This window comes from Thalassobacillus cyri (assembly GCF_900107755.1).
In the GTDB taxonomy this organism is placed as follows: Bacteria; Bacillota; Bacilli; order Bacillales; family Halobacillaceae; genus Thalassobacillus; species Thalassobacillus cyri.
The window spans coordinates 36,784-62,842 of the sequence record NZ_FNQR01000017.1 but is presented as its reverse complement, the minus strand read 5'-3'; the positions used below and the strand labels follow the sequence as shown (position 1 = coordinate 62,842).

Annotated in this window: 20 protein-coding genes and 1 pseudogene; 7 read left to right on the top strand and 14 right to left on the bottom strand. The window is 43.2% G+C overall.

Annotated elements, in window-relative coordinates; genetic code table 11:
• Positions 1-16 precede the first annotated feature (16 nt).
• The 3 genes from BLV00_RS17160 (at position 17) to BLV00_RS17150 (ending at position 3,240) form a co-directional block, all read left to right on the top strand.
• Positions 17-1,102: an FUSC family protein gene (locus BLV00_RS17160; RefSeq protein ID WP_093046191.1), complete on the top strand. Its 1,086-nt coding sequence runs from the start codon at positions 17-19 to the stop codon at positions 1,100-1,102.
• Positions 1,103-1,145: 43 nt separating this feature from the next.
• Positions 1,146-2,675: a glycine betaine uptake BCCT transporter gene (locus tag BLV00_RS17155; protein ID WP_093046190.1), complete on the top strand. Its 1,530-nt coding sequence runs from the start codon at positions 1,146-1,148 to the stop codon at positions 2,673-2,675.
• 202 nt (positions 2,676-2,877) lie between these two features.
• On the top strand, positions 2,878-3,240 hold the full coding sequence (locus BLV00_RS17150; protein WP_093046189.1) for a hypothetical protein: 363 nt from the start codon (positions 2,878-2,880) through the stop codon (positions 3,238-3,240).
• Between the two features lie 907 nt (positions 3,241-4,147).
• On the opposite strand, the gene lpdA is transcribed toward BLV00_RS17150, so the two are convergent.
• From lpdA to BLV00_RS17120, 5 genes are all read right to left on the bottom strand, one after another.
• On the bottom strand, positions 4,148-5,554 hold the full coding sequence (gene lpdA / locus BLV00_RS17140; RefSeq protein ID WP_093046187.1) for a dihydrolipoyl dehydrogenase: 1,407 nt from the start codon (positions 5,552-5,554) through the stop codon (positions 4,148-4,150).
• A 3-nt stretch (positions 5,555-5,557) separates the two neighbouring features.
• A complete protein-coding gene (locus BLV00_RS17135; RefSeq protein ID WP_093046186.1) occupies positions 5,558-6,886 on the bottom strand; it encodes a dihydrolipoamide acetyltransferase family protein in 1,329 nt (442 codons plus the stop codon).
• A gap of 29 nt (positions 6,887-6,915) precedes the next feature.
• Positions 6,916-7,893: an alpha-ketoacid dehydrogenase subunit beta gene (locus tag BLV00_RS17130; RefSeq protein WP_093046185.1), complete on the bottom strand. Its 978-nt coding sequence runs from the start codon at positions 7,891-7,893 to the stop codon at positions 6,916-6,918.
• A gap of 3 nt (positions 7,894-7,896) precedes the next feature.
• Positions 7,897-8,979 carry a pyruvate dehydrogenase (acetyl-transferring) E1 component subunit alpha gene (gene pdhA, locus BLV00_RS17125; protein ID WP_093046184.1) on the bottom strand — a complete coding sequence of 361 codons (1,083 nt, stop codon included), beginning with the start codon at positions 8,977-8,979 and terminating at the stop codon, positions 7,897-7,899.
• Positions 8,980-9,396: 417 nt separating this feature from the next.
• On the bottom strand, positions 9,397-10,149 hold the full coding sequence (locus BLV00_RS17120) for a YkyA family protein (protein WP_093046183.1): 753 nt from the start codon (positions 10,147-10,149) through the stop codon (positions 9,397-9,399).
• A 197-nt stretch (positions 10,150-10,346) separates the two neighbouring features.
• On the opposite strand from BLV00_RS17120, the gene def reads away from it, so the two are divergent.
• A complete protein-coding gene (gene def / locus BLV00_RS17115) occupies positions 10,347-10,901 on the top strand; it encodes a peptide deformylase (protein WP_093046182.1) in 555 nt (184 codons plus the stop codon).
• A 92-nt stretch (positions 10,902-10,993) separates the two neighbouring features.
• Here def and BLV00_RS17110 read toward each other — a convergent pair whose 3' ends face one another.
• On the bottom strand, positions 10,994-11,773 hold the full coding sequence (locus tag BLV00_RS17110; RefSeq protein ID WP_093046181.1) for a Cof-type HAD-IIB family hydrolase: 780 nt from the start codon (positions 11,771-11,773) through the stop codon (positions 10,994-10,996).
• Between the two features lie 485 nt (positions 11,774-12,258).
• Between BLV00_RS17110 and BLV00_RS17105 the strand changes: the two genes are divergently transcribed.
• Entirely contained in the window at positions 12,259-12,471 is a 213-nt protein-coding gene (locus BLV00_RS17105) for a DNA-dependent RNA polymerase subunit epsilon (RefSeq protein ID WP_093046180.1), read from the top strand.
• A gap of 2 nt (positions 12,472-12,473) precedes the next feature.
• Positions 12,474-14,141, top strand: coding sequence for a ribonuclease J1 (gene rnjA / locus BLV00_RS17100; RefSeq protein ID WP_093046179.1), 1,668 nt, complete (start codon positions 12,474-12,476; stop codon positions 14,139-14,141).
• A gap of 238 nt (positions 14,142-14,379) precedes the next feature.
• Here rnjA and BLV00_RS17095 read toward each other — a convergent pair.
• The 8 genes and pseudogenes from BLV00_RS17095 to BLV00_RS17060 all read right to left on the bottom strand — a co-directional run bounded on the left by BLV00_RS17095 (position 14,380) and on the right by BLV00_RS17060 (position 24,876).
• A pseudogene (locus BLV00_RS17095) lies at positions 14,380-16,097 on the bottom strand (pyruvate oxidase).
• 224 nt (positions 16,098-16,321) lie between these two features.
• Entirely contained in the window at positions 16,322-16,990 is a 669-nt protein-coding gene (locus tag BLV00_RS17090; RefSeq protein ID WP_093046178.1) for a potassium channel family protein, read from the bottom strand.
• 191 nt (positions 16,991-17,181) lie between these two features.
• The gene (locus BLV00_RS17085) at positions 17,182-18,195 is read right to left on the bottom strand and encodes a cytochrome d ubiquinol oxidase subunit II (protein ID WP_176791675.1); all 1,014 of its coding nucleotides are present in this window, start codon (positions 18,193-18,195) and stop codon (positions 17,182-17,184) included.
• A complete protein-coding gene (locus BLV00_RS17080; protein ID WP_093046176.1) occupies positions 18,195-19,550 on the bottom strand; it encodes a cytochrome ubiquinol oxidase subunit I in 1,356 nt (451 codons plus the stop codon). Before BLV00_RS17080 ends, BLV00_RS17085 begins: the two co-directional genes overlap by 1 nt.
• 312 nt (positions 19,551-19,862) lie before the next feature.
• Entirely contained in the window at positions 19,863-21,707 is a 1,845-nt protein-coding gene (locus BLV00_RS17075) for an ABC transporter ATP-binding protein (RefSeq protein ID WP_093046175.1), read from the bottom strand.
• Between the two features lie 22 nt (positions 21,708-21,729).
• Complete coding sequence (locus BLV00_RS17070; RefSeq protein ID WP_093046174.1) at positions 21,730-23,484, bottom strand: ABC transporter ATP-binding protein; 1,755 nt, start codon at positions 23,482-23,484, stop codon at positions 21,730-21,732.
• A gap of 296 nt (positions 23,485-23,780) precedes the next feature.
• On the bottom strand, positions 23,781-24,230 hold the full coding sequence (locus BLV00_RS17065; RefSeq protein WP_093046173.1) for a redoxin domain-containing protein: 450 nt from the start codon (positions 24,228-24,230) through the stop codon (positions 23,781-23,783).
• A gap of 103 nt (positions 24,231-24,333) precedes the next feature.
• Positions 24,334-24,876 carry a peroxiredoxin gene (locus BLV00_RS17060; RefSeq protein WP_093046172.1) on the bottom strand — a complete coding sequence of 181 codons (543 nt, stop codon included), beginning with the start codon at positions 24,874-24,876 and terminating at the stop codon, positions 24,334-24,336.
• Positions 24,877-25,203: 327 nt separating this feature from the next.
• Here BLV00_RS17060 and BLV00_RS17055 point away from each other — a divergent pair, with 327 nt between their 5' ends.
• Positions 25,204-26,058 carry a mechanosensitive ion channel family protein gene (locus BLV00_RS17055; RefSeq protein WP_093046171.1) on the top strand — a complete coding sequence of 285 codons (855 nt, stop codon included), beginning with the start codon at positions 25,204-25,206 and terminating at the stop codon, positions 26,056-26,058.
• The last annotated feature ends 1 nt before the right edge of the window (position 26,059 follow it).

Genomic DNA, 26,059 nt, shown 5'->3' with positions numbered 1-26,059 from the left:
TGTAGGGTGATTCAAGATGATGGAACGTCTGCTGCAATTCAAGCTTTTTGGAAGCAGGACACTTAAAACCGGTATCTCCGTCTTTATAACCGCACTGATCTGCGGTTATTTTGGTTGGCCGGTTATTTTTGCGGTGATCACAGCGATTGTAACTATTGAACATACGGCGGCAGATTCCATCCGGAAAGCAGCGATAAGGTTTCCCGCTTCTGCCATTGGAGCGTTGATTGCCACTTCCTTATATGGGGTGTTCGGTAAAGGTGCTCTGACTTATGCGCTCGTAGCAATTTTGACGATTGCTGTCTGCCATAAACTTAACCTACAGGATGGCATACTGGTCGCTACGATAACCGCAACAGCAATGATTCCTGATTTCCAGGAAAATTACATTGTTTCGTTCTTTATCAGATTGGGTACTACATCTATTGGTATAGTAGTTTCTTCCCTAGTCAATTTTTTCCTGTTGCCGCCAAATTATTTTAGCAGTATCCAACGCAATATCGATCGGTTATATTCACTGTCTGCTGACCTGCTGGAGTTGATTTTAAAAGAAGTCATTGGAGAAAAACATAAAAAAAGAGCTCTCATTAATAAAAAATACCGTGAACTGACACAAAGTATCGAAAGGACACATCAACTTTCCCATTATCAGCGTGAAGAATGGTCCTATCATAAGCATACGAACATTGATATGCGCGCATTCCAATATACCCAAAAGCGCCTTGATCTATTGCAGCAGATCATCTACCACTTAGGAAACTTGCAGTATATTCAAACGGATAGTGGAGACTTCAATCACAGGGAAGAACATTTAATTGAAAGAATGATTCCTTCATTTGTGGCAATATTAAAAGCACCAAGACATCACATACCTGAAAAGCATTTTCAACATATCCATGAGCTGGATCATGTTTTTTGGGAGTGGAAGCATGAACATATCGAACAAGAAAGTCGCTACCGTCACCATTTGCCACCTCAAACGGTATTATTATATGAGTTACTCTGTTTACATGACGTAATAGAAGAGCTTAATCAACTTTCCAACTCGAAGCATGCAGACATTTATTTTCGTTACGTTAACGAACAGGAACACGTGAAGTGACCGTCAATCAATTGCTACAGAATTCTTAGAAAGGATGATGAGATTGAAACAAGTTACAAGAGTTTTTTACATCTCGGTAGTAATTGCCTTTCTCTTTATCGGATGGGGAATCATACCGGACTCGACATTACCGACATGGAACCTGAATAACATCACGACAAACATTCAAAGTTTTATAACTGACAAATTTGGATGGTTCTACTTACTTTCAGCAACTGGATTCTTAGTATTTGCTATCTTTTTAATATTTTCCAGGTACGGAAAAATCAAACTGGGTAAACCAGATGATGAACCGGAATATCCGTACATCACCTGGTTTGCGATGCTATTCAGTGCAGGTATGGGTATTGGACTGGTGTTCTGGGGTGCTGCAGAACCACTTTCACATTTCCATACCCCACCTACGGCGGAACCTGGCACACAGGAGGCTGCTAAAGAAGCGATGCGTTACAGCTTCTTTCACTGGGGATTCCACCCATGGGCTATCTATGCGGTCATCGCCCTGGCACTGGCTTATTTCAAATTCAGAAAAAATGCGCCTGGTGTTTTTAGTGCAGCATTAGCGCCATTGCTTGGTGAAGAACGAATTAAGGGACCAATTGGAACAATAATCGATTCCATTGCCGTATTCGCAACCATTTTCGGGGTGGCTACATCTCTTGGTTTCGGAGCCTTACAGATCTCGAGTGGTCTTGCTTATTTGGTTCCAGGGTTGAATGATAATTTTACCCTTCAGTTATCTATAATTGCTGTTGTAACCGTCCTGTTCATGGTTTCGGCCATGACTGGTTTGAATAAAGGGATCAAGTACTTGAGTAATACGAATATCGTATTAGCCCTTTTATTAATGTTCTTCCTGTTATTTGCAGGACCGACCAACTTTATCATGGATTACTTTACAACAACGTTTGGGTCTTACATTTCAAACCTGCCACAAATGAGTTTGCGTATGACTCCGTTCTCGGAAGAAAGCAACACCTGGGTTCAGGGCTGGACAATCTTCTACTGGGCCTGGTGGATTTCATGGGCACCATTCGTCGGAACGTTTATTGCTCGTGTTTCCCGCGGCCGTACCGTCCGTGAATTCATTCTTGGCGTCCTGCTGGTACCGACTATATTCGGTGCTCTTTGGTTCTCTGTATTCGGTGGTACAACGATTCACCTTGAATTCTTCCAGGGCATGGATATCCAGTCTGCGGTGAGTGAACTAGGGACAGAAGTTGCTCTATTTGCGATGTTAGAAAATGTCCCGCTTGGCATGGTGATGTCAATCATCGGACTGACCTTGATCAGTACGTTCTTTGTCACATCGGCTGACTCAGCAACCTTCGTACTTGGAATGCAGACGACAGGCGGCAGCTTAAACCCTCGTAACCAGGTTAAGTTTACGTGGGGAATTATCCAGTCTAGTGCAGCTGCTGTACTATTGTGGCAAGGCGGTTTAGGCGCTCTGCAAACAGCTGCTATCATCGCTGCCTTCCCATTCACGGTTATCATGATTATGCTATGCTTCTCACTCGTCAAATCATTCGCAGAAGAAGATAGAAAAATCGGATTGAAAAAGAAACAATAAGCCAAGATCAAAAACCTGCCCTTCATTGGGCAGGTCTTTTTAATGATTTTTATTACCCTCATCTTATCTTCTATTTCACACTTTTCATTTAAACTTCGACGGTTTTTCACTTCCGTGACATTTTGATAACATTCGATTCTTTTAAATCTTTATTTGTTAGAATGAAATCAGCTTCCAAGAACAGAAAGAGAGTGGTATTCCATTGACTAAAACAGTTCTACCAATCGGAATTATTTTCTTGTTGTTTACGGGATGTTTCCCGGAACTGAAAAAAATAGAAGTGATTAGTGCCAAGCCGAGTGGTTATGAAATACAGCTGGTCACAGAAGAAAGAGAACTAGAGACTGAAAAAGCCTACATGGATGCCTTCATTGCGTTTAAAAATCAATACCAGGAACAACCACTGGAGTTTTTTAAGAGCTCTTCCTCTTTATACAGCATCGAAGATAAAATAACGCAGCTCCCTACCTTATTGATCAGGAAAGAAGGTAAAACCATCGCCAAAATATCTGGTGAACGTAACAGTAAGGAAATTGTCGATCAATTAAAGAATACCATTAAATAAACATAGACTTTGTTTTAAAAAACTTTCACATCCCGCTTCACCTTTTATGAAGGCACGGGTGAATTCTTAATGTTGATCCTCAAGTAAAGCTCCCTTTAGTTGAAGACTCAGTTTCGAGAGAAAATGTTTCCGTTATGTTGATGAGCGTTTGGAGGTCCGGGAAATCACTCGCTTTCCATGGGCGTACGGTGAGCTTCCTCGGGTTAAAGCCCTGCGGGATCTCACCATGTACTATTCTCCCATAGGACTTTGAATAAGCTTCTTGAAAAAACACCGCACGAAGGAAATGCGTAGCATTTTCGAGGAGTCTCGCAATTTCCCGGACCTCCTTGCGTTGGTAAGGCAAACGGAAACATCTTTATACGTCCTCCAACATAAGAAGAGCTACTCATAAAAACACAAAAACGGCTTATTACGTGCATCATAGTTCCATATGATTTGTGGAAGGCATCTTCATCTATGGCAGGGATTCGTTTCTCTCATCCTTCAGATGGGGTATGGTTGGGAAACTTCGAGACTCCCGTGGGAGAAGGAGCTAGGCAAGACCCCGGAAGACGAAGTCTGAGGAGGCTTCCCAGTTCCCCCACAGGAAAGAAATGAATGCATAATCGCCTTGGGAGATACGACACGCATAAGCAGAACAGCAAAAGGGTTCTTTCTTCCCGTTGATGGACTGCTTATGTCGCGAGTGTCTAGGCGATGAAGCTGGAAAGCAAGTAGTTTCCAAGCCACCCCTGACACTATTTTGTTAAAGAAGCCCCTCTATCTTGAAACTGAGTCTTCCACAATTCGGCCCTATAATTGAGGAGTCCTCTTATGAAAAAGCAACTACCAGTTTAACAGCGCCCTTTTAATAGGAAATAAAAAAATCCTGAACCGCAATGGTTCAGGATTTTTTGAATCATAATTATTTAATGTGAATTGGAGTTCCTAGTGCAACTTCTGCTGTTTCCATCGTAATTTCACCTAGAGATGGGTGTGCATGAATGGTTAATGCAAGGTCTTCCGCTGTCATACCAGTTTCGATAGCCAATCCTAATTCAGCAATCATGTCGCTGGCATTCGCACCGGCAACTTGAGCACCGATGACAAGCCCGTCATCTTTACGTGTGACCATTTTGACAAAGCCATCTGTATCATTCAAAGAAAGTGCACGGCCATTAGCTGCGAATGGGAACTTAGAAGCCTTGACATCATAGCCAGCTTCTTTTGCTTCTTTTTCCGTGTAACCGACAGAAGCAAGTTCCGGATCAGAGAATACGACCATTGGGATGCCAAGGTAGTCGATTTCTGATTTTTCACCAGCAATGACTTCTGCTGCAATTTTACCTTCATAGGAAGCTTTATGAGCTAGTGGAGGTCCTTCCACGATGTCACCGATAGCAAAAATGTTGTCCACATTTGTACGGCACTGTTTATCGATTTTAATCAGACCTTTATCATCCATCTCAACACCAACTTGCTCAAGACCAAGTTCTTCGGTATTTGGCTTACGGCCGACAGTGACAAGCAGGTAGTCTGCTTCGATGGTCTTCTCTTCACCTTTTACTTCATAAGTGACTTTCACACCATCTTTAGTCTCTTCAACACCTTGGGCCATAGCGTTGGTGACAACGTCGACACCTTTTTTCTTGAGACGTTTTTTAACAAGCTGAGTCATTTGCTTTTCAAAACCGCCAAGAATGTCTTTCGTTCCTTCCAGGATGGTTACTTCTGTATCGAAGTCAGCGTAAGCTGTACCAAGCTCAGTGCCGATATAGCCTCCACCTATGACAACCATCTTTTTAGGGATTTCTTTCAAGTTCAATGCGCCAGTAGAGTCTAGTACACGCTCAGAATACTTGAAGTTAGGAAGTTCAATCGGGCTGGATCCTGTTGCAATAATGCAGTTATTGAACGTGTAAGTCTGAGAGTTCTTGTCATCCATGACACGGACGGTGTTTTTGTCTACAAAGTAAACTTCACCTTTTACGATGTCCACTTCGTTACCTTTCAATAACCCTTCCACGCCGCCAGTCAATTTATCAACGACTTTTCCTTTCCATTCCTGTACTTTGGAAAAATCGACGGTCGTGTTTTCAGATTTGATACCCATATCGTCGGCGCCTTTTGCATGTGCAAAACGGTGGCCAGCCTGAATCAGGGCTTTAGAGGGGATACACCCTACGTTCAGGCACACCCCGCCAAGAACTCCTTTGTCTACGATTGTTACCTTTTGACCCGTTTGTGCGGCACGGATGGCAGCTACATAGCCACCAGGACCCGCACCTACTACTAACGTATCAAGTTCAATTGGGAAATCTCCTACTACCATACTTTACGCCTCCATCATAATTAGTTGTGGATCGTTCAGTAAACGCTTGATGTGGTTCATTGCAAGTTGAGCTGTCGCACCATCAATAATACGGTGGTCAAAACTTAGTGATACTGCAAGAACTGGAGCGACTACAATTTCACCATCACGTACGACTGGTTTTTCAGCAATACGTCCGATACCAAGGATAGCTACTTCCGGATGATTGATGACCGGAGTGAACCATTGTCCACCTGCTGAACCGATATTGGTGATTGTAGTAGAACCACCCTTCATGTCTTCAGATGATAGTTTACCGTCACGAGCTTTCACAGCAAGTTCATTGATTTCACTTGAAATAGCGAAAATGGATTTGCGATCAGCGTCTTTTACGACTGGTACAAGCAATCCTTTGTCAGTATCTGCTGCGATACCAATATTATAGTAGTGTTTCTGAATAATTTCATCCGTTTCATCATCAACTTGCGTATTTAGTGCAGGATATTTTCTTAGTGCTGATACTAAAGCCTTTGCGACATATGGCAGATATGTCAGCTTAATATCCTGTTCGGCGGCAACTGCTTTGAACTTCTTACGATGAGCAACAAGTTCTGTAACATCTACTTCGTCCATCAAGGTTACATGTGGTGCAGTATGCTTGGAATTGACCATCGCTTTAGCGATTGCTTTACGGATACCGCTCATCTTCTCACGTGTTTCTGGATATTGTCCTTCCAGTACAGGCTGTTGTTTTTCTGTAGAAGCAGCAGCTTGCTGATCTTGTGCTTCTTCTTCTTTTGCTTCACCAGCATCAGCTGCCGGTTTCTGATCGCCGCTTAAGTATGCATCGACATCTTCTTTAGTCACGCGGCCATTTTTTCCAGACCCTTGGACTTTACGGATATCTACATCATTGTCGCGGGCATGCTTACGGACAGACGGCATAGCGATGACACGCTTGCTTTCATCTACTTCCTCATCGTCTGCAGCTGGAGCTTCTTCTTTAGATGCACCTTTATCTTCTGCAGCCGGTTCTTCTGATTTTGTTTCTTCTTGTTTTTCTTCTTTTGGTGCTTCTTCTTGCTTATCGTCTCCGCTATCGTCAGACTCATAGCCTTCTGCGTCGAATGTAATGATGGTTGTGCCGACAGTAGTAGTGGTACCTTCATCAACCAGTACCTCTTTAACCGTTCCTTCCACAGGTGATGGAATCTCTACTACTGCTTTATCATTTTGTACTTCACAAAGTACATCGTCTTCTTTTACTTCGTCACCAGGTTTGACAAACCACTTTGCAATTTCACCTTCATGGATGCCTTCGCCGATATCCGGCAGTTTAAATTCGAAAGCCACGAATATTGCCTCCCTTTTCTAGGTTTCAATTAAAAGTTCATTACTTTATTGACTTTCTCTACAACGTCATTATGGTTTGGAAGCCATACTGTTTCCGCTTGAGAGAATGGGTAAACCGTATCTGGAGCTGCTACGCGTAGTACCGGCGCTTCCAGATACAGGATCGCTTTTTCCTGGATTTCTGATACGACATGCGCAGCAATACCTGCTTGCTTCTGCGCTTCCTGAAGTACGACAGCACGATTTGTCTTTTTGACAGATTCTACAATCGTTTCATAATCGATTGGAGCTACAGTACGCAAGTCGATTACTTCCGCTGATACGCCGTTTTCTCCCAGTTCGTCAGCAGCTTTCAATGCCGTGTGGACCATTGCACCGTATGCTATCAATGTTACATCCTTACCTTCACGTTTCACTTCCGCTTTCCCTAGCTCGATGGCATATTCCTCTTCAGGAACTTCTTCACGGAAAGAACGATAAAGTTTCATGTGTTCAAGGAAAATAACCGGATCGTTATCACGAATGGATTGGATTAATAATCCTTTCGCATCGTAAGGATTAGAAGGAATGACTACCTTTAGGCCTGGCTGCTGTGCCATCAACCCTTCCAGGCTATCCGCGTGAAGTTCTGGCGTGTGTACACCGCCGCCGAATGGAGAACGAACGGTAATCGGCATAGTGCGAGTACCACCGGAACGGTAACGGTAACGGGCCATTTGTCCGCTAATCGCATCCATCGTTTCAAAAACGAAACCGAAGAACTGAATTTCAGGTACTGGACGGAATCCTTGAAGAGCAAGTCCAATTGACATGCCGCCGATTCCGGATTCAGCTAGTGGTGTGTCAAATACACGATCTTCACCGAATTCTTTTTGTAAGCCTTCAGTTGCTCGGAAAACACCGCCGTTTTGGCCGACGTCTTCACCGAAGACTAGCACATTTTCATCATTTTTTAATTCTGTGCGCATCGCATCAGTGATGGCTTGGATCATTGTCATTTGTGCCATGGTTTACTTCGACTCCTTTGCCTCGTATTCTTCCCTTTGCTCTTTCAGGCTGGCAGGAAGTTCTTCATACATGATGTCCATAAGTTCAGTGACTTTCTGTTTTGGCTGCTCGTCCGCTTTCTTGATCGCAGCTTTGACATCTTCTTTCGCCTGTTCAATCACTTCATTTTCTTCTTCTTCAGACCATAAGTCTTTATTTTCAAGGAACGTACGGAAACGGACAATCGGGTCTTTCGCTTCCCATTCGTTGTCAGTTTCTTCTGTACGGTAACGTGTCGGATCATCCCCGGCCATTGTATGTGGACCATAGCGGTAAGTAAGTGTCTCGATCAATGTCGGACCTTCACCGTTGATAGCACGTTCACGCGCATCTTTTGTAGCAGCATAAACAGCTAATACGTCCATACCATCCACCTGGACTCCTTCGATACCGGCAGCAACTGCTTTTTGTGCAATTGTTTGTGCTGCAGATTGCTTTTCGACTGGTACGGAAATCGCATAACGGTTGTTTTGGACAACGAATACTGCTTGAGCGTTGAATGCACCAGCAAAGTTGATTCCTTCGTAGAAATCACCCTGAGAGGCACCGCCATCTCCAGTGTAAGTAATAGCAATAGCGTCTTTACCACGTTTCTTCATTCCGATTCCAACACCAGCTGCTTGTGTGATCTGTGCTCCAATGATGATTTGCGGGCTGACAGCATTCACACCTTCTGGCATTTGGTTACCATGGAAATGACCACGTGAGAAAAGAAATGCCTGGTACAATGGAAGACCATGCCAGATCAATTGTGGTACATCACGATACCCTGGTAAAATGAAGTCTTCTTTTTCAAGTGCAAAATGGCTTCCTAGCTGGGAAGCTTCCTGTCCTGCTGTTGGAGCATAGAATCCCAAACGGCCTTGACGATTCAAGGCAATCGAACGTTGGTCTAAAATACGTGTGTAAACCATCCGACGCATAATCTCTTTCAAATCATCGTCTGAAAGTTCAGGCATCGCATCTTCGTTTACTATTTCGCCTTTTTCATTCAGAATTTGAAACATTTCGAACTGATTTTCAATGTTTTCAAGTGAGCGTTTCAAACTGATTCACCTCTTCCTTCCTATTAAAAAAATGGTTACTTTCCTTAGCTTTCCCAAAAGCTGCAAAAACCTGTACCGATTTGCTCTTATTCTTTTACCCTTAAGCCATTTATATTAATCATAAGCCTTATACAACGGAAACTGTTACAATAAGAACACAAAAACAATTGGTACAATGAAATGTTCTGTATGTAGTTTAGCTCATGTAACTAGGGAACGTCAAACAGTTTGTATTAAATTAAATTAGCCTTTTAGAAAAACAGCTTACAAAACATGGGTGAAACAGGATGGAGAGCTGTTTGCACCGTCCCCCCCCCTGTTTCAGATTTTCCTATTAGCTGTATCATTCAGAAAGACAAAGAAAAACTTAGCTTAAACTTTCTTTAAGAATAAAAAAAACCGCCGTGGGCGGTCTTTTTATTCTTCACTATTTTGTTCGTCGTTCTCCGCATTCTCTTCTTTCTTGGGTTCATTGGATTCTGAGCCGGAAACGTCTTTTTCATCTTCACTATATTCGACATTCAAGTCTGTCGCTTCATAGAATGCTTTTTTCTGTTGATTATATTCTTCGGTATACTTATTGAAAGTTTCGTTCGACTTAATCACCTTATCATAACTATCATTGATCTTTTCGATGTGCTTCTGTAACGTTTCTTCTTCTAAATCTTCTTTCTGTAATAATTGATATAATTCTTTATCAAGCGCAATGGCTGCCTGATAATCTTCATATAGTTGCTGATATGCATCATAGCGATTGTTCATCGTTTTAACAAGAACCTTTGCTTTCTCTATGGCTTCCGCCTGTTCTTCTTCATCTAAATCGTCGATCAAGGGTTCGATTTTATCAAACTCCTCTTTAGCAGCATCGATACTTTCTTTCTCCAGCTCGATCTTTTGCTGACGCTCTTCCACTAAATCAGCTGCCTCTTTAGAGTATTCTTTAATTTGATCAAACTCTTCCATACTGAGGTTGATGATTTTGTTATACAATTCCTGCTCTTTACGTTCCAACTCTACGATCGGCTGTTGTTGTTTACGGAACTCTTCCTCTAATGATACGGCTTTTTCCAAGTGTTCATAAATCTGTTCTTCCGGGGCTGGACCATTATTACACGCTGCCAACACTACTAAGATGAGGGTTAATGGTATGTATAGCTTTCTCAATGACACGAAACTTCCTCCTTAAGGGGTATGGATAAATCCATACTTTCATCATAGTTTTAATAGTATAATAAATGATTTTAAATTGGAAGGATATTTTATCCAATCCTAAATAGCCGACTGTATCATCATTTAACCTTTCCAATGTTATCTATGTTAAACTAAATGAAGATATTCGAAGATAGAGAGAAAGGGTGGACTTTGGAATGATTACTATGAAGGATATTATCCGCGAAGGGGATCCAATCCTGAGAGAGGTTGCGAGCGAAGTTGACCTCCCCCCGTCCGAAGAAAATAAAGAAACGTTAGAAGAAATGCTGCAATATTTAAAAAACAGCCAGGATGAGCAAATTTGCGACCGATATAACCTCCGGCCTGGCGTAGGATTGGCAGCTCCTCAAATCGGATTGTCCAAGCGCATGCTTGCTGTCCATTTTACTGACTTCAATGAAAAGTTATATAGTTATGGGTTATTCAATCCAAGAATCGTCAGTCATTCAGTAGAAAAAGCCTATCTAACCAGTGGAGAAGGCTGCCTTTCTGTTGACCGGGAAGTCCCAGGCTATGTCCCGCGCTATGCCCGTGTTACTATCAAGGCAACTGACCTGGAAGGAAATGAAGTGAAGTTACGCCTTCGGGACTTCGCAGCCATTGTCTTCCAGCATGAAATCGATCATCTGAATGGGGTAATGTTTTACGATCATATCGATCCCGATAATCCATTCAAAGAACCGGAAAATGCCAAGCCGCTGGATCATTAAGAAACAGCACCCTCATTTAAATGAATAACAAAATAATAAGTAACAAAAAAGCTTAGAGTAACTATGGGACTCTAAGCTTTTTATATAGGTGTTTAGTTTTTCAGAAGGCCGACTTCCTGAATTGCTTTGACTAATCCGCCTTCGTCAACGTCATCGGTGACATAATCGGCAAGTGATTTAAGCTCCGGGATGGAGTTTCCCATTGCTACTGCTGTACCGACCACTTGCATCATTTCTTTATCATTAGGTCCGTCACCGAATCCATAGGAATCTTCGATGCGCAGTCCTGCGGCTTCTATCACCTTCTTGATTCCTTCTGCTTTGGAACCTCCTCCTGGCAGCACGTCACAGGCTTTTGGATGCCAGCGGATAAAATCAAAAGACTCATGTTCTCCACTATATTCTTCGATTTCATCCCCTTCACAGAATAGCAAGGATTGATAAATATTTTTATCCTCATAAAATGCATCATCAATATCTGGGTATTCGAAGTGCAGGGATCCCATACTCTCAGAAATATGCTCGTGATCTGGTTCAGTCGCTTTCATCTCTTCGTGGTTCATGAAGACCATTGGGTGGCCTGTTCGTTTAGCATGCTCGACCAATGTCGTCAATTCTTCAGTAGCAAGCGGGTTTTCATAGATAACTTCCCCTTCGAAAACGACATATTGTCCATTGAAACTGACGAAGGATTCTATCCCTAGCTTTTTTCTGATATCTTCAAACATGAATGGAGCACGGCCTGTTGCAATAGCGCAGTATACTCCCTCTTCTTGCAGCCGCTTGATGGCCAGCACCGTTTCTTTGGGCAGCTGTTTATGGTGATCAAGTAAGGTGCCGTCGATATCAAAAAAGGCAATTTTTTTATTCATGTATTTCATCCTCCTGCTGTTGCGAGCTATTCTCTCTGCATTTCTCATTTTTCATCAATGAATACACAATAGCATGACTGAAACAAGATGAGAAGGGAAAAACTATAAGCAACTAAAGCTTTCGAAAGCCCCAATATTGGGCTCTGATGGATAATAAATCCTTTATATCAATAGTTCTTTGTTTCATTATTCATCAAACCGTATTATACTATTAGTAACGGGATTGGGTCGGTTGAACGTTTTGCTTGTTTTCTTCATCACCTTGAAAGGAGATGAGTGCTATGCTGAAGCGCTTAAGAAGAAAGCTCAAGAAACGTTGGAAAGATTTTTGGAAGCGGAAAACATTAGCCTGAGACGGTCTTCTCCTACGATTTAGGAGCAGAAACAGTAATCGATTAGAAATACCATCCGATAAAAAAACATGCTATCATTGTTGCTAGGACAAGAATGTGGAAATTACTACTAGTTAGGAGAGATATTAGAAAATGGTATATAAAGTTTTATACCAGGAACTTCCAGACGAAGTTCCTGTTCGAGAACGTACAAAATCAATGTACGTGGAAGCAGAAACAGAAAGAAAAGTACGTGAACAACTGTCCGATCGTGGGATCAATATTGAATATATTCAGGTGTTAGATGAGGACCACCTGAATTATGAACAACAAACTAAAGATGATTTCAAAGTGGAGAACAGCTGATCATGAAGTTTGTTAAAAACGATCAAACCGCTGTTTTTGCACTGGGCGGATTAGGTGAAATCGGGAAAAACACATACGGAGTCCAATTCCAGGATGAAATCATTCTGATTGATGCGGGTATCAAATTCCCGGAAGATGAATTGCTTGGAATCGACTATGTCATTCCTGATTATACCTATTTAGTACAAAACCAGGATAAAATCAAAGGTCTTATCATCACCCACGGACATGAAGACCATATTGGCGGCATTCCTTATCTTCTACGTGAAATCAATGTGCCAATTTATGCTGGAAAATTAGCGATCGGACTAATCAAAAATAAATTAGATGAACATGGATTATTGCGTAATGCAAAGTTGAACATCATTCAGGAAGACGATGTCATCAAATTCCGCAAAACATCTGTATCCTTTTTCCGGACAACGCACAGTATCCCGGATTCTTTCGGAGTAGTAGTCAAAACTCCTCCAGGGAACATTGTGCATACAGGTGATTTCAAATTTGATTTCACCCCCGTTGGAGAGCCAGCTGACCTAGCAAAAATGGCTGAAATCGGAAAAGAAGGCGTTTTAGCATTATTATCGGATAGTACGAATAGTGAAGTCCCAGGTTTTACAAAGTCTGAGAGTGTCGTCGGACAAAGCATCCAGGATATTTTCGGCCGTGTTAACGGACGTGTGATTTTTGCGACATTCGCTTCGAATATCTACCGTTTGCAGCAAGCGGTAGAAGCAGCGGTTAAGCATAACCGTAAAGTTGCCGTTTTTGGGCGCAGCATGGAATCGTCCATCCGTATCGGGCAAGAGCTTGGCTATATCCAGGCTCCTAAGGATACTTTCATTGATGCCCACCAAATCAACCGTCTTCCAGCACATGAAGTGATGATTCTGTGTACCGGTTCCCAAGGGGAGCCAATGGCAGCTCTATCCCGTATTGCCAACGGTACACACCGTCAAATTCAAATCATGCCTGGAGATACGGTCGTGTTCTCGTCTTCCCCAATCCCTGGGAACACGCTTAGTGTATCTAAAACAATCAATATGCTTTACCGTAACGGAGCAGATGTTATTCACGGCCCATTGAATGATATCCATACTTCCGGCCATGGCAGTCAGGAAGAAATGAAATTGATGCTTCGTCTGATTCAGCCGAAATACTTCATGCCAATCCACGGTGAATACCGTATGTTGAAAGAACATACGAAATTGGCTCAGCAATGCAATCTGGATCCAAGTGATTGCTTCGTTATGGATAATGGTGATGTCCTTGCACTCGGTAAAGACAATGCCATGATCGCCGGCAAGATTCCATCCGGCTCCGTCTACGTGGATGGAAGTGGTATCGGGGACATCGGAAATATCGTATTGCGTGACCGCCGGATTCTTTCTGAAGAAGGGCTGGTTATCGTGGTCGTAAGCATTAATATGAAGGAGTTCAAGATTGCTTCCGGACCAGACATCATTTCACGCGGTTTCGTCTATATGCGTGAATCCGAGGATCTTATCAAAGAAGCTCAGAAGCTTGTCTCTAATCATGTGGAAAAAGTAATGGAACGTCGTACGACTCAATGGTCCGAGATAAAAAATGAAATCACGGATACCATCGCACCGTTCTTATTCGACAAAACCAAACGCCGTCCGATGATCCTTCCGATCATCATGGAGGTATAATGAAAAAGCCCGGACTTAACTGTCCGGGCTTTATTACTTGTTACAGAAAAGGAGCCAGCTTTATGTGCTGGGCTCCTTTTTCATTTGATTCAGCCAGCTGAACTTCTTCCCTAGCGTAGACATGTTCTATCTTAACGCCATCATGTTCTACCCTAACTGTTCCTCCCTAATTCACCATGTTCTGCCCCAGCGGTAAAAACTTCTGCCCTAACTTTATCCGTACAGCGTTACGATATCGTCAGAATAGACGGTCGATGGCTTTTTTCATATCAGGCAGCTCGATTTTTCCACTGTCGAAGAATTCTTTTATCAAAAATTTGCTGTAATTGACAGCCTGGGTGTAATTGATATGACCTGGTAATGGTGCCTGTTCTTTAATGACAACGTCAATGATGGCGGGTTTGTCGCTGGCAAAGGCTCGTCTCATGCTGCTTTCCAGTTCTTCATACTTTTCCACGCGGTATCCTTCTCCTCCGCATGCTTCCGCAAACTTGGCAAAATCCATTTCTCCAAGATCTGTTTGATACGTCTGGTGCCCCATTTGCTGCTGTTCATATTTAATCATACCGATGGATTTGTTGTTCAAGATAACCACTTTAACTGGCAGTTCATATTTTACAGCGGTTACAAAGTCCTGGGATACCATAGTAAAGCCTCCATCCCCGCATATGGCAATCGCCTGTCTGGGTACGCAAGCTGAGCGGCAATAGCTCCTGGCAGGCCGCTCCCCATGGTAGCCAGCCAGCCGGATATGATGAAGTCCTGTTGTAATAAGGGTAAAAATCGTGTCACCCATACCGTTACATTTCCTACATCGCAGGAGATGACCGCGTTCTTCTCCATCACTTGTTCCAGATGGTACATAACCTGCGGGGCGTGCATTGGATTTTGTTCCAGCTTTTTTTCTTCAAGCAGCTTGGTATGCCATTCTTTCATTTTTCCTTGATACTCTTTTAAAAAAGAATCATCCTTCTTTTCACTCATATGGGCAGTCAGATAAGCCAGTGTTTCCTTTGCATCACCTGCCAACCCTACCTCAACTGGATACATTTTACCGAGATGTTCAGGCTTATTATCAATTTGAATCGCCCTTACCCCATCAGGGAGAAAATCGCGGTATGGGAACTGCGTACCGATCAAAACAATTAAATCCGCGTCCATCATCGCGTGATAAGCTGGCTTTGTGCCGATTTGTCCGTGCTGTCCAAGGCAAAGTGGATGCTGATCCGGGATGACCCCTTTTGCTAACAAGCTGAGAATGATTGGTGCTTTGATATGTTCGGCAAACGACACCAGCTCCTCACTCGCGTTCTTCACACCTTTTCCTGCTAAAATAATAGGCTTTTTCGCACCATCCAGAAGTGACCTTGCTTCTTTCAATGATTTTTCTGAAGGGAAGACTTCGGGCCGGTAATAGCCTTGGGATGTCAGTCTGCTTTCATTTTTGAACTTTTTCGCGAATAGGTCATCCGGCACAATCAGTACAGAAACCCCTTTATTTACATAAGCCTCGCGGATTGCTTGATTCAACAGATCAGGAAGCTGTGCTTCGGTTGCTGCGCGTTTGTTGAAGACTGCGACATCATCAAACATACGCTCTAAATTAATTTCCTGAAAGGCATCCGTCCCGATTTCTTCGCTTTGCACCTGTCCTACAATCGCCAGTACAGGAGCTCTGTCCGCTTTGGCGTCATACAGCCCATTCATCAGGTGGATTGCTCCGGGACCTGCGATAGACATACATACACCAATCTTCCCGGTGAGCTTTGCATAGGAAGCTGCTGCAAGAGCCCCCACTTCTTCATGACGAACCTGTATGAATTTCAAGTTCTCTTCCTGCTTTCTAAGATCGTCGATCAGTTCATTGATCGAATCTCCAGGCATGCCGTAAACATGGTTTATACCCCATTCTAATAACATCTCGGTCATTACCGTACCGGTTCGTTTCTCTAACAATACCATCATCCTTTCGTTGCAAAATTGTCTTATACAATGGATTATTTCCCTAAACTCAAAAAGCAAACCTATGGAAGCCAATGGCCAAAAAGATATTAGCGGGAGATTTGACAAATTGCCCAGAAAATGATGAACGCGTGAAAACTCTGATAACGGAGAAAATAATAATTGCGGACACATCAAAAAACAGCTGAGCTTTACTGCTCAGCTGTTTGATAACTAAATCAATCATCTTCTACCACAAGGTTTTTCTCGAACCGGGAGATATCTTTGTCTGCGCCGATGACAATCAATATGTCGCCCTCCTGGATCATTTCGGTTGCCATTGGAGAAACGATGACATCTTTCTGACGCTTGATGGCCACCACGTTACATCCATATTGGGCGCGGATGTCTAGATCGACGAGTGATTGGCCGCTCATCTTACTTCCTGCTTTAACCTCGACTACACTGTGATCATCCGAGAGCTCAATGTAATCTAATATATTATTGGACATGATATTATGAGCAATTCGTTTACCCATGTCACGTTCCGGGTGGATCACATGGTCTGCCCCGATTTTGCTTAATATTTTTTCATGGTAATCATTTTGAGCTTTCACGGTTATTTTTTTAATTCCGAGCTCTTCTAGTATGACAGTGGTCAACAGGCTCGCCTGGATATTGTCACCAATGGCAACGATAACATGATCGATGTTCCGGATTCCAAGCTCCCTTAACACTGTTTCGTCCGTAGAATCGGCAATAACAGCATGGGAAGCGATTTCTTTGTACTCATTGACCTTATCTTCATCCAGGTCGATCGCTAATACCTCCAGCCCCTCCTGGCTCAGTTCCCGGCAGATACTTCCGCCAAAACGGCCCAAACCTATGACTGCATATTCCTTTTTCATCTCGAATCCTCCATTTTTGCTGACATCAGATAGAAGTAATTTTATCATAATTCCGGCTAACGTACGACAAAAAACATAAAGCGCAAGCGCTGGTGCTGGTGCTGGATGCAGCCCGTTACAAAAGATTATACATAATTACTTACTTAGACAGTGTAAAAAACAGCCCCCGCTTGCTTGGGGGCTGTGTGTGTTTATTTTTTACCTTTTACATAATCGGCATCAAACAGGAACATTCTCATCAACAATACAAGCGATGGAATTAGAAGGAACAATCCCGCAATGAAGGCGATGACTAGCGCAAGCCCCATGGCGTCATTGACCACTCCTTCTGAGAGAGTCACATAAGGATAAAGCAGGTAAGGCAAATGGGAAGCTCCATAACCGAAAAAGGCAGTCAGGAATTGAAACATTACCGCTATGAAAGCCCATCCATAGTATTTTCCTTGATAGATTAAAAAGATAGCGATCATGAAAAATCCTACAGACAGTCCGAATACCCACCATAATTCCATCATGCGATTGAAGTGCTCCTGGTTATGCTGACTCATCGCAATGAATGTCGTCAAACTCGCAATGATGGTTGGAGAACTCCAAAATAGTGCGTACTTCCGTACTAAATCCAATGCTCCCCTGTCATCAGCACGGTGTGCATAAAAGCTTAAGAATGCCGAGCTGATATAGAGTACGGATACGATCGCAAGAAATACAACACTCCAGGAGTAAGGGCTTTTCAATAGTGCCCCGGTAAGGAGATGGACGCCCTCTGAAGTTTCTTCGATGAATCCTCCCTCGGAAATAGTAAGGGCAGTAGACAAGGAAGCAGGAATCAGCAGGCCGGTCGCACCGTACAAGAATAAGTAGACACTGCTTTGTTTTGACCCGTAATTTTCAAAAGCGTAGAAAGAGCCACGGATAGCAATTAATACGATTGCGATACTTCCCGGTACCAGCAAGGTTTGCCCGAAATAGTACGCTGAATCCGGGAAAAAACCGACCAGACCGACGAAGAAGAAAACGAAAAATACGTTAGTCACTTCCCAAACAGGTGACAAATAGCGGGATATCAATTTGTTGATCAAGTGGTTTTTTTTGGTAATTTTTGCATAATAAGCAAAGAAACCTGCCCCGAAGTCGATAGAGGCTACGATTAAATAACCGTATAAAAAGATCCACAAGACTGTTATTCCAATCAGTTCGTATGCCATCAGCGCTCCTCCCCTTCAGTTTTAAAATCTGGATAGTGACGTTCCAGTTCCGATTCTGCCGGGTTGTTCTTAAACAATTTGCGCAGCACAGTGATGACACCAATTCCTAATACCGTATACAGGAGAATGAATAACAACAGCATCCAGCCGACATTAGGGGATGTCGTGGCGCCTTCTGCCACTTTCATGTATCCGCGTAGAATCCATGGCTGACGCCCGACCTCAGCATAGATCCAGCCGAATTCGATTGCCAGCATCGCCAATGGGCCATTGAGGAAAATCAGCCACAGCAGCAATTTATTGTTTTCATTCCATTTTTTTATTTTAGCAACAATCAAATACAGCAAGGAGACGCCCAGGGAATAAAAGCCGATCAGAACCATCAGGTCGAACATATAGTGGACCCAAAATGGTGCGATTTCATCTTCAGGAAACTGGTCCAAGCCGACCACTTTCCCATTGAAATCACCCGTAGCTAAAAAGCTCAGCGCATTTGGCAGCCGGAGGGCATTTTCCACTTCATTCTCTTCATTAAGATGGCCGAACAGGATCAGATCCGCCCCCTCTTCCGTTTCAAAATGCCATTCGGCGACCGCCAGTTTTTCCGGCTGCTCATGAGCCAGGAATTTAGCGGATAAGTCGCCAGCCACCGCTGTCAGCAAGGCGAAAATGAAAATCGAACCTACCGTGAGTTTTAGTGCTTTCTTATGGTAATCACTGTTTTTATTTCTAATGATATAAAAAGCTGTAATCGCAGCGAGAATCGCTGCGGAAGTTAAATGAGCAGTGGAAAGCACATGGAATACTTTTGTCGGTGTCGCCGGGTTGAACATGGCGACAAGCGGCTCGACATTAACGAGCGCCCCATCCTTGAATTCGAATCCTTGCGGCGTATTCATGAACGCATTCACTGTAGTGATGAAAAATGCGGACATCCCGGCTCCAATAACCACTGGAATAGATAATAACCAGTGATAAATCGGGTTTTTGAATCTGTCCCAAGTATATAAATATGCACCTAAAAAAATCGCTTCAAAAAAGAATGCGAATGTTTCCAGGAATAACGGCAAACTGATGACATTTCCCGCCACCTGCATAAAGCTTGGCCATAATAAAGATAATTGCAATCCGATAGCCGTGCCCGTCACAACCCCGACTGCAACAAGGATGATGAATCCTCTTGTCCAGCGACGGGCCAATAATGTATAGTTCGGATCTTTCTTTTTGATTCCCATAAACTCCGCGATGGAGATCATCAATGGGACGCCTACCCCGATAGTGGCAAAAATGATATGAAAGCCAAGCGTCAACGAAGTCAATAACCTGCTCAGCAGAACATTATCTAATTCAAACAAACACGTTCCCTCCCCATGTAACAATAAATACCTTTCTATGGTTACTCTACCCTAAAAAATACTAAGACTAGTATAATACGTGAAATCGTTTTAATTCTATTAAAATAACGACTATTTTGTGACAGACTTCACATACTTACTGATAATTTTATCTTATACTATTTATTGGGGATATGTCTAAAGAAAAACCTCTGCGGCTTAAATTAGTGGGAGTCTTGCCTTTTGAAACTAATGTTCCACAAACGGTACTTAATTTTTACCAGACCATGCAAAAACGCTTGGATATCAAAATCCAAGCGTGTTTTGCTATTTCTATATGGCGTCGAGCATCTGGAATTGTGTTTTGACTAAGTCGTAATATTCCCCTTTTTGCTCCATCAGTTCATCATGACTTCCTTGCTCGAGGATTTTACCATGCTCAAGAACGATGATGTTATCCGCTTCCCGGATCGTAGACAGACGGTGAGCGATAATGATCGCCGTCCTTCCTTTCAACAACCTGCGGAGTGCGGATTGAATTTTCACCTCGGTTTCTGTATCGATGCTTGCTGTCGCTTCATCTAAGATAAGAATTCGCGGATCTGCAAGCAAGGCGCGTGCGAAGGACAACAATTGACGTTCCCCTGCCGAAAGGACGTTTCCTCTCTCTTCCACTTCGGTTTGATAGCCTTCGGAAAGCCGTTGGATGAATTCGTCTGCACCTACGACCTTCGCAGCATCGATGACTTCCTCATCGCCCGCATCCGGGCGGCCGAACCGGATATTTTCCATGATGGTACCGGAAAAAATGAAGGTATCCTGAAGGACGACACTGATTTGCTGACGGACACTGTCAATGGTCACATCCCGAAGGTCGGTTCCATCAATTTTCACAGCACCTTTGGTAGGGTCATAGAAACGACTAATTAGATTGGCAATGGTAGATTTACCAGAACCAGTATGACCGACCAGTGCGACTGTCTGGCCTTGCTTCATCTCCAGTGATATTTCGTGTAAGGCGATCCTTTTTTCATCATAAGAAAACTGGACGCGATCGAATTCGATGTGGCCTTTGATTTGCTTTAAACCTTTCGCATCAGGCTTCTCAGCCACATTCGGCTGCTCGTCGAGAAACTCAAATATTCGCTCCGATGCCGCCATCGCCATCAACAACTGGTTATACATCTGTCCGAGACGTGAAATCGGTTCCCAGAACATTCCCAGGAAAAATGCAAAGGAGACAAAGGTACCAACTTCAATCCCCCCGTTCGCAGGGCCCTGGATGATAAGCCACGCCCCATAAGAGATAAGGATAACCGTTCCGATCGCGTTACTCATTTCAACAAACGGACGAAACATGGCACTTTTTTTCGTGGCATTGCGCCAAGCTTCAAAACTATCGGTATTGACACCATCAAAGAACTCAGCGTTTTCTTTTTCCTGTGAAAACGACTGGGTAATGCGGATGCCCTGGATGCTTTCATTCAAATGAGAATTCAAGCGGGATTGTTGGATTCTCACCCGCTGCCAGGAGCGGCGAATATTCCGGCGAAGTTTAGTAGAAATATAGAACATGATCGGCAGGATGACCATGATTGCCAATGCCAGCTTCGGACTAAGCACGAACAAAATGATGATGATGCCCAGCAATGTCACGATGTCCATCAGTAGATTGATGATTCCATTCGTGAACAGCTCCTGCAAAGAATTGATGTCATTCATGATCCGGACTAGTATTGAACCAGCTGACCGTGAGTCAAAGAACCGGTGGGATAGTCGCTGAACATGGGAAAACAAATGCTGGCGCAAATCGTAAATGACGTTTTGCCCGAGGATGTTTACCCATTTGATCCGGAACACATTTCCGAGATAACTGAACAAGTAAAGGATACCGATTCCGACAACCAGTTGGATCAGCATGTTGACATCCTGGTTTGCGATAGCAATATCAATGGCTACTTTACCTATTAAGATTGGTACCACCAATCGGATGATTGTCGATACCAGCATGGCGATGATCGCTGCCGGTAATAGGGTTTTTGCGTATGGTTTCAAATATTTCATTAACCGGACCATCTGTTCCCAGTTGAACGGTTTCTCAATCGCCTGATCAATGGTGTAATGGAAACGGTTCAAGTGTTTATTTTCTTGTGGCTTCTTTTTTTGCCTTCGTGCCAAGGTGACTCCCCCCTTTTCTATTTCAAATATTGGATGCGTTCATAATTTGTTCTTTATCCTGGTATTGAATATCATAAATCCGCTGATATGGACCGCCATTGGAAAGCAGGAAGTCGTGGGTTCCACGTTCTTTCACTTCTCCATCTTCCAGTACCAGAATTTCATCGGCATGTTTCAAGGAAGAGATACGGTGAGCGATGATGAAGGTCGTTCTGCCTTCCATCACTTCCTTCAACGCTTTTTGGATTTTGAATTCGGTTTCCATATCGACAGCAGAAGTCGCATCATCTAATACGAGGATACTCGGGTCGATGAGAATGGCCCGTGCTATTGCGATCCGCTGCTTCTGTCCACCGGATAGGCCCATGCCGCGCTCACCGAGCAAGGTATCATAACCGTCAGGCATATCCATGATAAACTCATGGGCCTGTGCCCGCTTGGCAGCATCGATCACTTCTTCCGGTGTAGCATCCGGGTTTCCATAAGCGATATTTTCCTTGATCGTTGTCGAAAACAGGAACGATTCCTGCAGAACGAATCCGATATTGCGTCTCAATGTTTTTAAGGAATAATGATCAACCGGTTTGCTATCGATCAGGACTTCTCCTTGTTCCGGTTCATAGAAACGGGTGATCAACTGAGTGATACTCGTTTTTCCGGAACCGGTCGCCCCGATCAAACCAATCACCTTGCCTGGAGGGGCGTCAAAACTGATATGTTTCAATGCCGAATCATCATCTTCCGTGTAGGTGAGTGTGACATCCTGGAAAGTGACATGCCCGTTCAAACGCTTCAGGGTTATCGGGTCTTCTTTTTCCTGAATATCTTCTTTGGCTTCCAAGATTTCAAGGAGACGTTCACCGGAAGCTTTCGATTGAGAAAATAGGTTGATGACAAAGCCGAGGTTCATCAATGGGCCAAGGATGTACCATACCAGACTGAAAAATGCGACTAGTTCACCGAGGCCAAGCTGGCCGTTGACGACCATTCTTCCTCCGTAAGCCAGCAATGCGACGACGGAAACATTTCCGATGAACTCCATCAATGGGAAATACTTCGCCCAAATATTGGCGGTTGTCAGGTAATTCTGCCGGTAGTCCTGGTTCCGGTCCGAGAATCTGCCAATTTCAAAGCCTTCCCTTGACAGCGATTTGACTGTTGTCATCCCGCTGATATTTTCCTGCACGCGTGTATTCAGTTTTCCGAACGATTTACGAATCCCCCGGAAAGCTGGATGGACACGTTTATCGAACTGAAAAACGACAACAGCCAGAAATGGCATGGCCGCCATTGTCACAAGCGCTAATGGTACAGAGAAATAGAACATGACGCTGAGACTGATGACAATCAATAAGGTGATACGGATCAGCTCGGCAATACCGAAGGAAAGGAAAAAACGAAAACCTTCCACATCTGCTGTCAGACGGGACATCAAATCTCCTGTTTTTGCATTGTCATAGTACTTGAACGGGAGACGCTGCAATTTTTTATAAAGCTCATCTCTCAATTTATAGACAGAGGTTATTCCAAATAAATCACCTAAGTATTGATGTAAGTATGTGGCAATCCCTTTGATAGCCATCAGGATGATGAAGGCTCCTCCCAGGTAAGGGATCAGGTTATAACGTTCATCTGCTACGACATCATCGATCGTAATTTTCAAAATGATTGGATATACCACGGTGATTGCTGTCACAAAGAATAAAAACAACAGCGACCAGAAGAAAAACTTTTTATAAGGCCAGTAGAACTCTTTCAGCTTTTTGAAGGTATCCAAATGTCTCCCTCCTCTTTCTGTAAAATTTTTACGTAATTATAAATATATCGGGTTACGAAATAAATATCCACCTTTTTGAGCTAATTTTTTAAAAATTCTACTGCTAAATTTTATGTTGGAAAGTGATGTAAAAGTGGGTAATACTACTGTTCATGGCAGGTGGATTTTATCATTAGAAAAACTTGGCATATCGCCAAGTCCTTATGTCGAAAGCCTAAGTGATTCTTATACTTTAACCCTTTAACAAAGTTAAGTATAAAAAAACCACCAGCTTCAACTGGTGGTTCAGATAACTCTTATTTATCTTTAACGCCAAGGACACGGTTGACACGCTTGCGGAGCATTTTCATACCGCCGCCCCCTGCCTGGAAGTGACGCAAGTTGCCTTCTTCATCAAATACATAGTAGGCAGGTACATATTGATTTTCAAAGGCATCAGTAAGTGCGTGTTTATTGTCTACGAAAATCGGCTGTGTAATGTCATGCTCAGCTGCCACTTCTTTTATTTTATCCAAATCAAGGTCTTTTTCAGAGCGTGGCATATGAACAGCAACCACGTTCAAATCGTCTTTATATTCTTCACGAAATTCATTGACATTCGGCATTGCTTCTTTACATAGGCCGCAGCTGACAGACCAGAAATGGATCAATGTCGGTTTATTTCCTAATAGATCACTTTTAGAAACTTCCCCATTCAACCATTCGGTTGCGCCTTGCAGCTCTGGCATCGGTTCTCTTAAACGCATGCTAATTCCTCCTTCATTAATGTACATGAACAATTGCCGTAGATATAAAAGGGTCTAACATGTAGTTAGACCCTTGTGAATAGCTTGTCCTTTTATGACTCGATTATAGAGTCTCTTGACCTGGCTTCCAGTTTGCAGGGCAAAGTCCGCCAGTTTGAAGTGCTTGAAGTACACGAAGTGTTTCGTCAACGTCACGACCAATGTTGTTGTGGTTGACTACCTGATACATCAATTCGCCTTCTGGGCTGATGATGAATAGGCCGCGAAGTGCTACACCTTCATCTTCGATTAGCACACCATAGTCTTGAGCGACTTTATGGTTAGTGTCAGCAGCCAATGGGTAAGCTAGGTCACCCAGGCCATTGTCGTCACGGGAAGTGTTGATCCAGGCTAAGTGGGTGTGGATAGTATCTGTAGATACGCCCACTACTTCTGTATCAAGATCTTCGAATTCATCGAAACGATCAGATACTGCAGTGATTTCTGTAGGACATACGAATGTGAAGTCCATTGGATAGAAGAAAAGCACTGTCCATTTGTCATTCTTCATGTTTTCCTCTAAAGATACTTTTCCGAATTCTTTGTTCGGAAGTACCGCGTCCATTTCAAAGCGCGGAGCTTGTTTTGCTACCATACGTTCTGCCATGAAAATCCCTCCAAAATTAATAAATTAATTTGTAATAATCACTCACAAGTTATATTATAACGAGCAGCTTTTTTAAAGTCAATATCAAATTATAATAAATTTAATCTAGCATTTTTGACTTTCACAATCAAGCATGCCCCAATAATATAACCCTTACACATTCTCATTAAACATTAATGAATGATGAAAGTAAAATGATAGGCTTTACATCTAACCCTCCTCCTCATTTTAACTCTGGCATATGACAATCACCCGTTTGATTTGATAATTTCTGACAAAATCCGCTATTCTAGTACATGGGATTTTATTTGAATAGGAGTTGTTATTATGAATTTGTTTGAAGAAGGTTTTGAATTCAACCTGGCAGAGTTTACTGAACTGCTGATATCGGTAGGACTTAAAGTTCTGGTGCTGATTATCATATTCGCCATCATATCTCCAATCGGGCGCAGGGCGATCAGTGGAGCGATCAACAAAATAAGTAAACATCGCAAAATTCCAGAAGCACGGACAAAGACCCTGGAACGATTATGTGTCAACATTTTTTCTTATATATTGATGTTCGTGTTCGTTGTCATGCTGCTGGAAATGATCGGGATTCCAATCGGTCCTTTGCTCGCCGGGGCCGGTATCGTCGGCCTGGCCATCGGTTTCGGTGCCCAGGGACTTGTCAGCGACATCGTTACTGGTTTCTTCATTTTGATCGAACGCCAAGTAGACGTTGATGACTATGTGACAGCAGCTGGGTATGACGGTGTGGTTGAGGAAGTAGGGCTGCGAACCACGAAGTTAAGAGGTTTTGATGGTACCCTGCATTATATACCCAACCGGGAAATTTCAGGCGTCAGTAACCACTCCCGCGGCAATATGCGTGCGATGATCGATATCGGTATTGCCTATGATGAAAATATCGAGGAAGCACTCACCGTCCTGCAGCGTGTCTGTGATGAGTTTTCCATCACGGATGAACGGATCAAAGAAGGTCCGGACGTTTTAGGGGTGCAGAGTCTTGGGTCTTCTGATGTCGTCTTGCGCGTTCTCGGCAGGACAGCTAATATGGAGCAATGGGCTGTAGAAAGGGATCTACGGAGAGCAATGAAAGAAGCTCTGGACGAAGCAGGTATTGAAATCCCGTTCCCTCATCAAGTATATGTGGAGAAGAAATATGGAGCGGAAGCTTAAG

Coding starts and splice junctions, on each gene's coding strand:
- BLV00_RS17160 (WP_093046191.1), top strand. CDS start 17: ATGATGGAACGTCTGCTGCAATTCAAGCTTTTTGGAAGCAGGACACTT.
- lpdA (WP_093046187.1), bottom strand. CDS start 5,554: ATGGTAGTAGGAGATTTCCCAATTGAACTTGATACGTTAGTAGTAGGT.
- BLV00_RS17130 (WP_093046185.1), bottom strand. CDS start 7,893: ATGGCACAAATGACAATGATCCAAGCCATCACTGATGCGATGCGCACA.
- def (WP_093046182.1), top strand. CDS start 10,347: ATGATTACTATGAAGGATATTATCCGCGAAGGGGATCCAATCCTGAGA.
- BLV00_RS17110 (WP_093046181.1), bottom strand. CDS start 11,773: ATGAATAAAAAAATTGCCTTTTTTGATATCGACGGCACCTTACTTGAT.
- BLV00_RS17105 (WP_093046180.1), top strand. CDS start 12,259: ATGGTATATAAAGTTTTATACCAGGAACTTCCAGACGAAGTTCCTGTT.
- rnjA (WP_093046179.1), top strand. CDS start 12,474: ATGAAGTTTGTTAAAAACGATCAAACCGCTGTTTTTGCACTGGGCGGA.
- BLV00_RS17090 (WP_093046178.1), bottom strand. CDS start 16,990: ATGAAAAAGGAATATGCAGTCATAGGTTTGGGCCGTTTTGGCGGAAGT.
- BLV00_RS17085 (WP_176791675.1), bottom strand. CDS start 18,195: ATGGCATACGAACTGATTGGAATAACAGTCTTGTGGATCTTTTTATAC.
- BLV00_RS17065 (WP_093046173.1), bottom strand. CDS start 24,230: ATGCGTTTAAGAGAACCGATGCCAGAGCTGCAAGGCGCAACCGAATGG.
- BLV00_RS17060 (WP_093046172.1), bottom strand. CDS start 24,876: ATGGCAGAACGTATGGTAGCAAAACAAGCTCCGCGCTTTGAAATGGAC.
- BLV00_RS17055 (WP_093046171.1), top strand. CDS start 25,204: ATGAATTTGTTTGAAGAAGGTTTTGAATTCAACCTGGCAGAGTTTACT.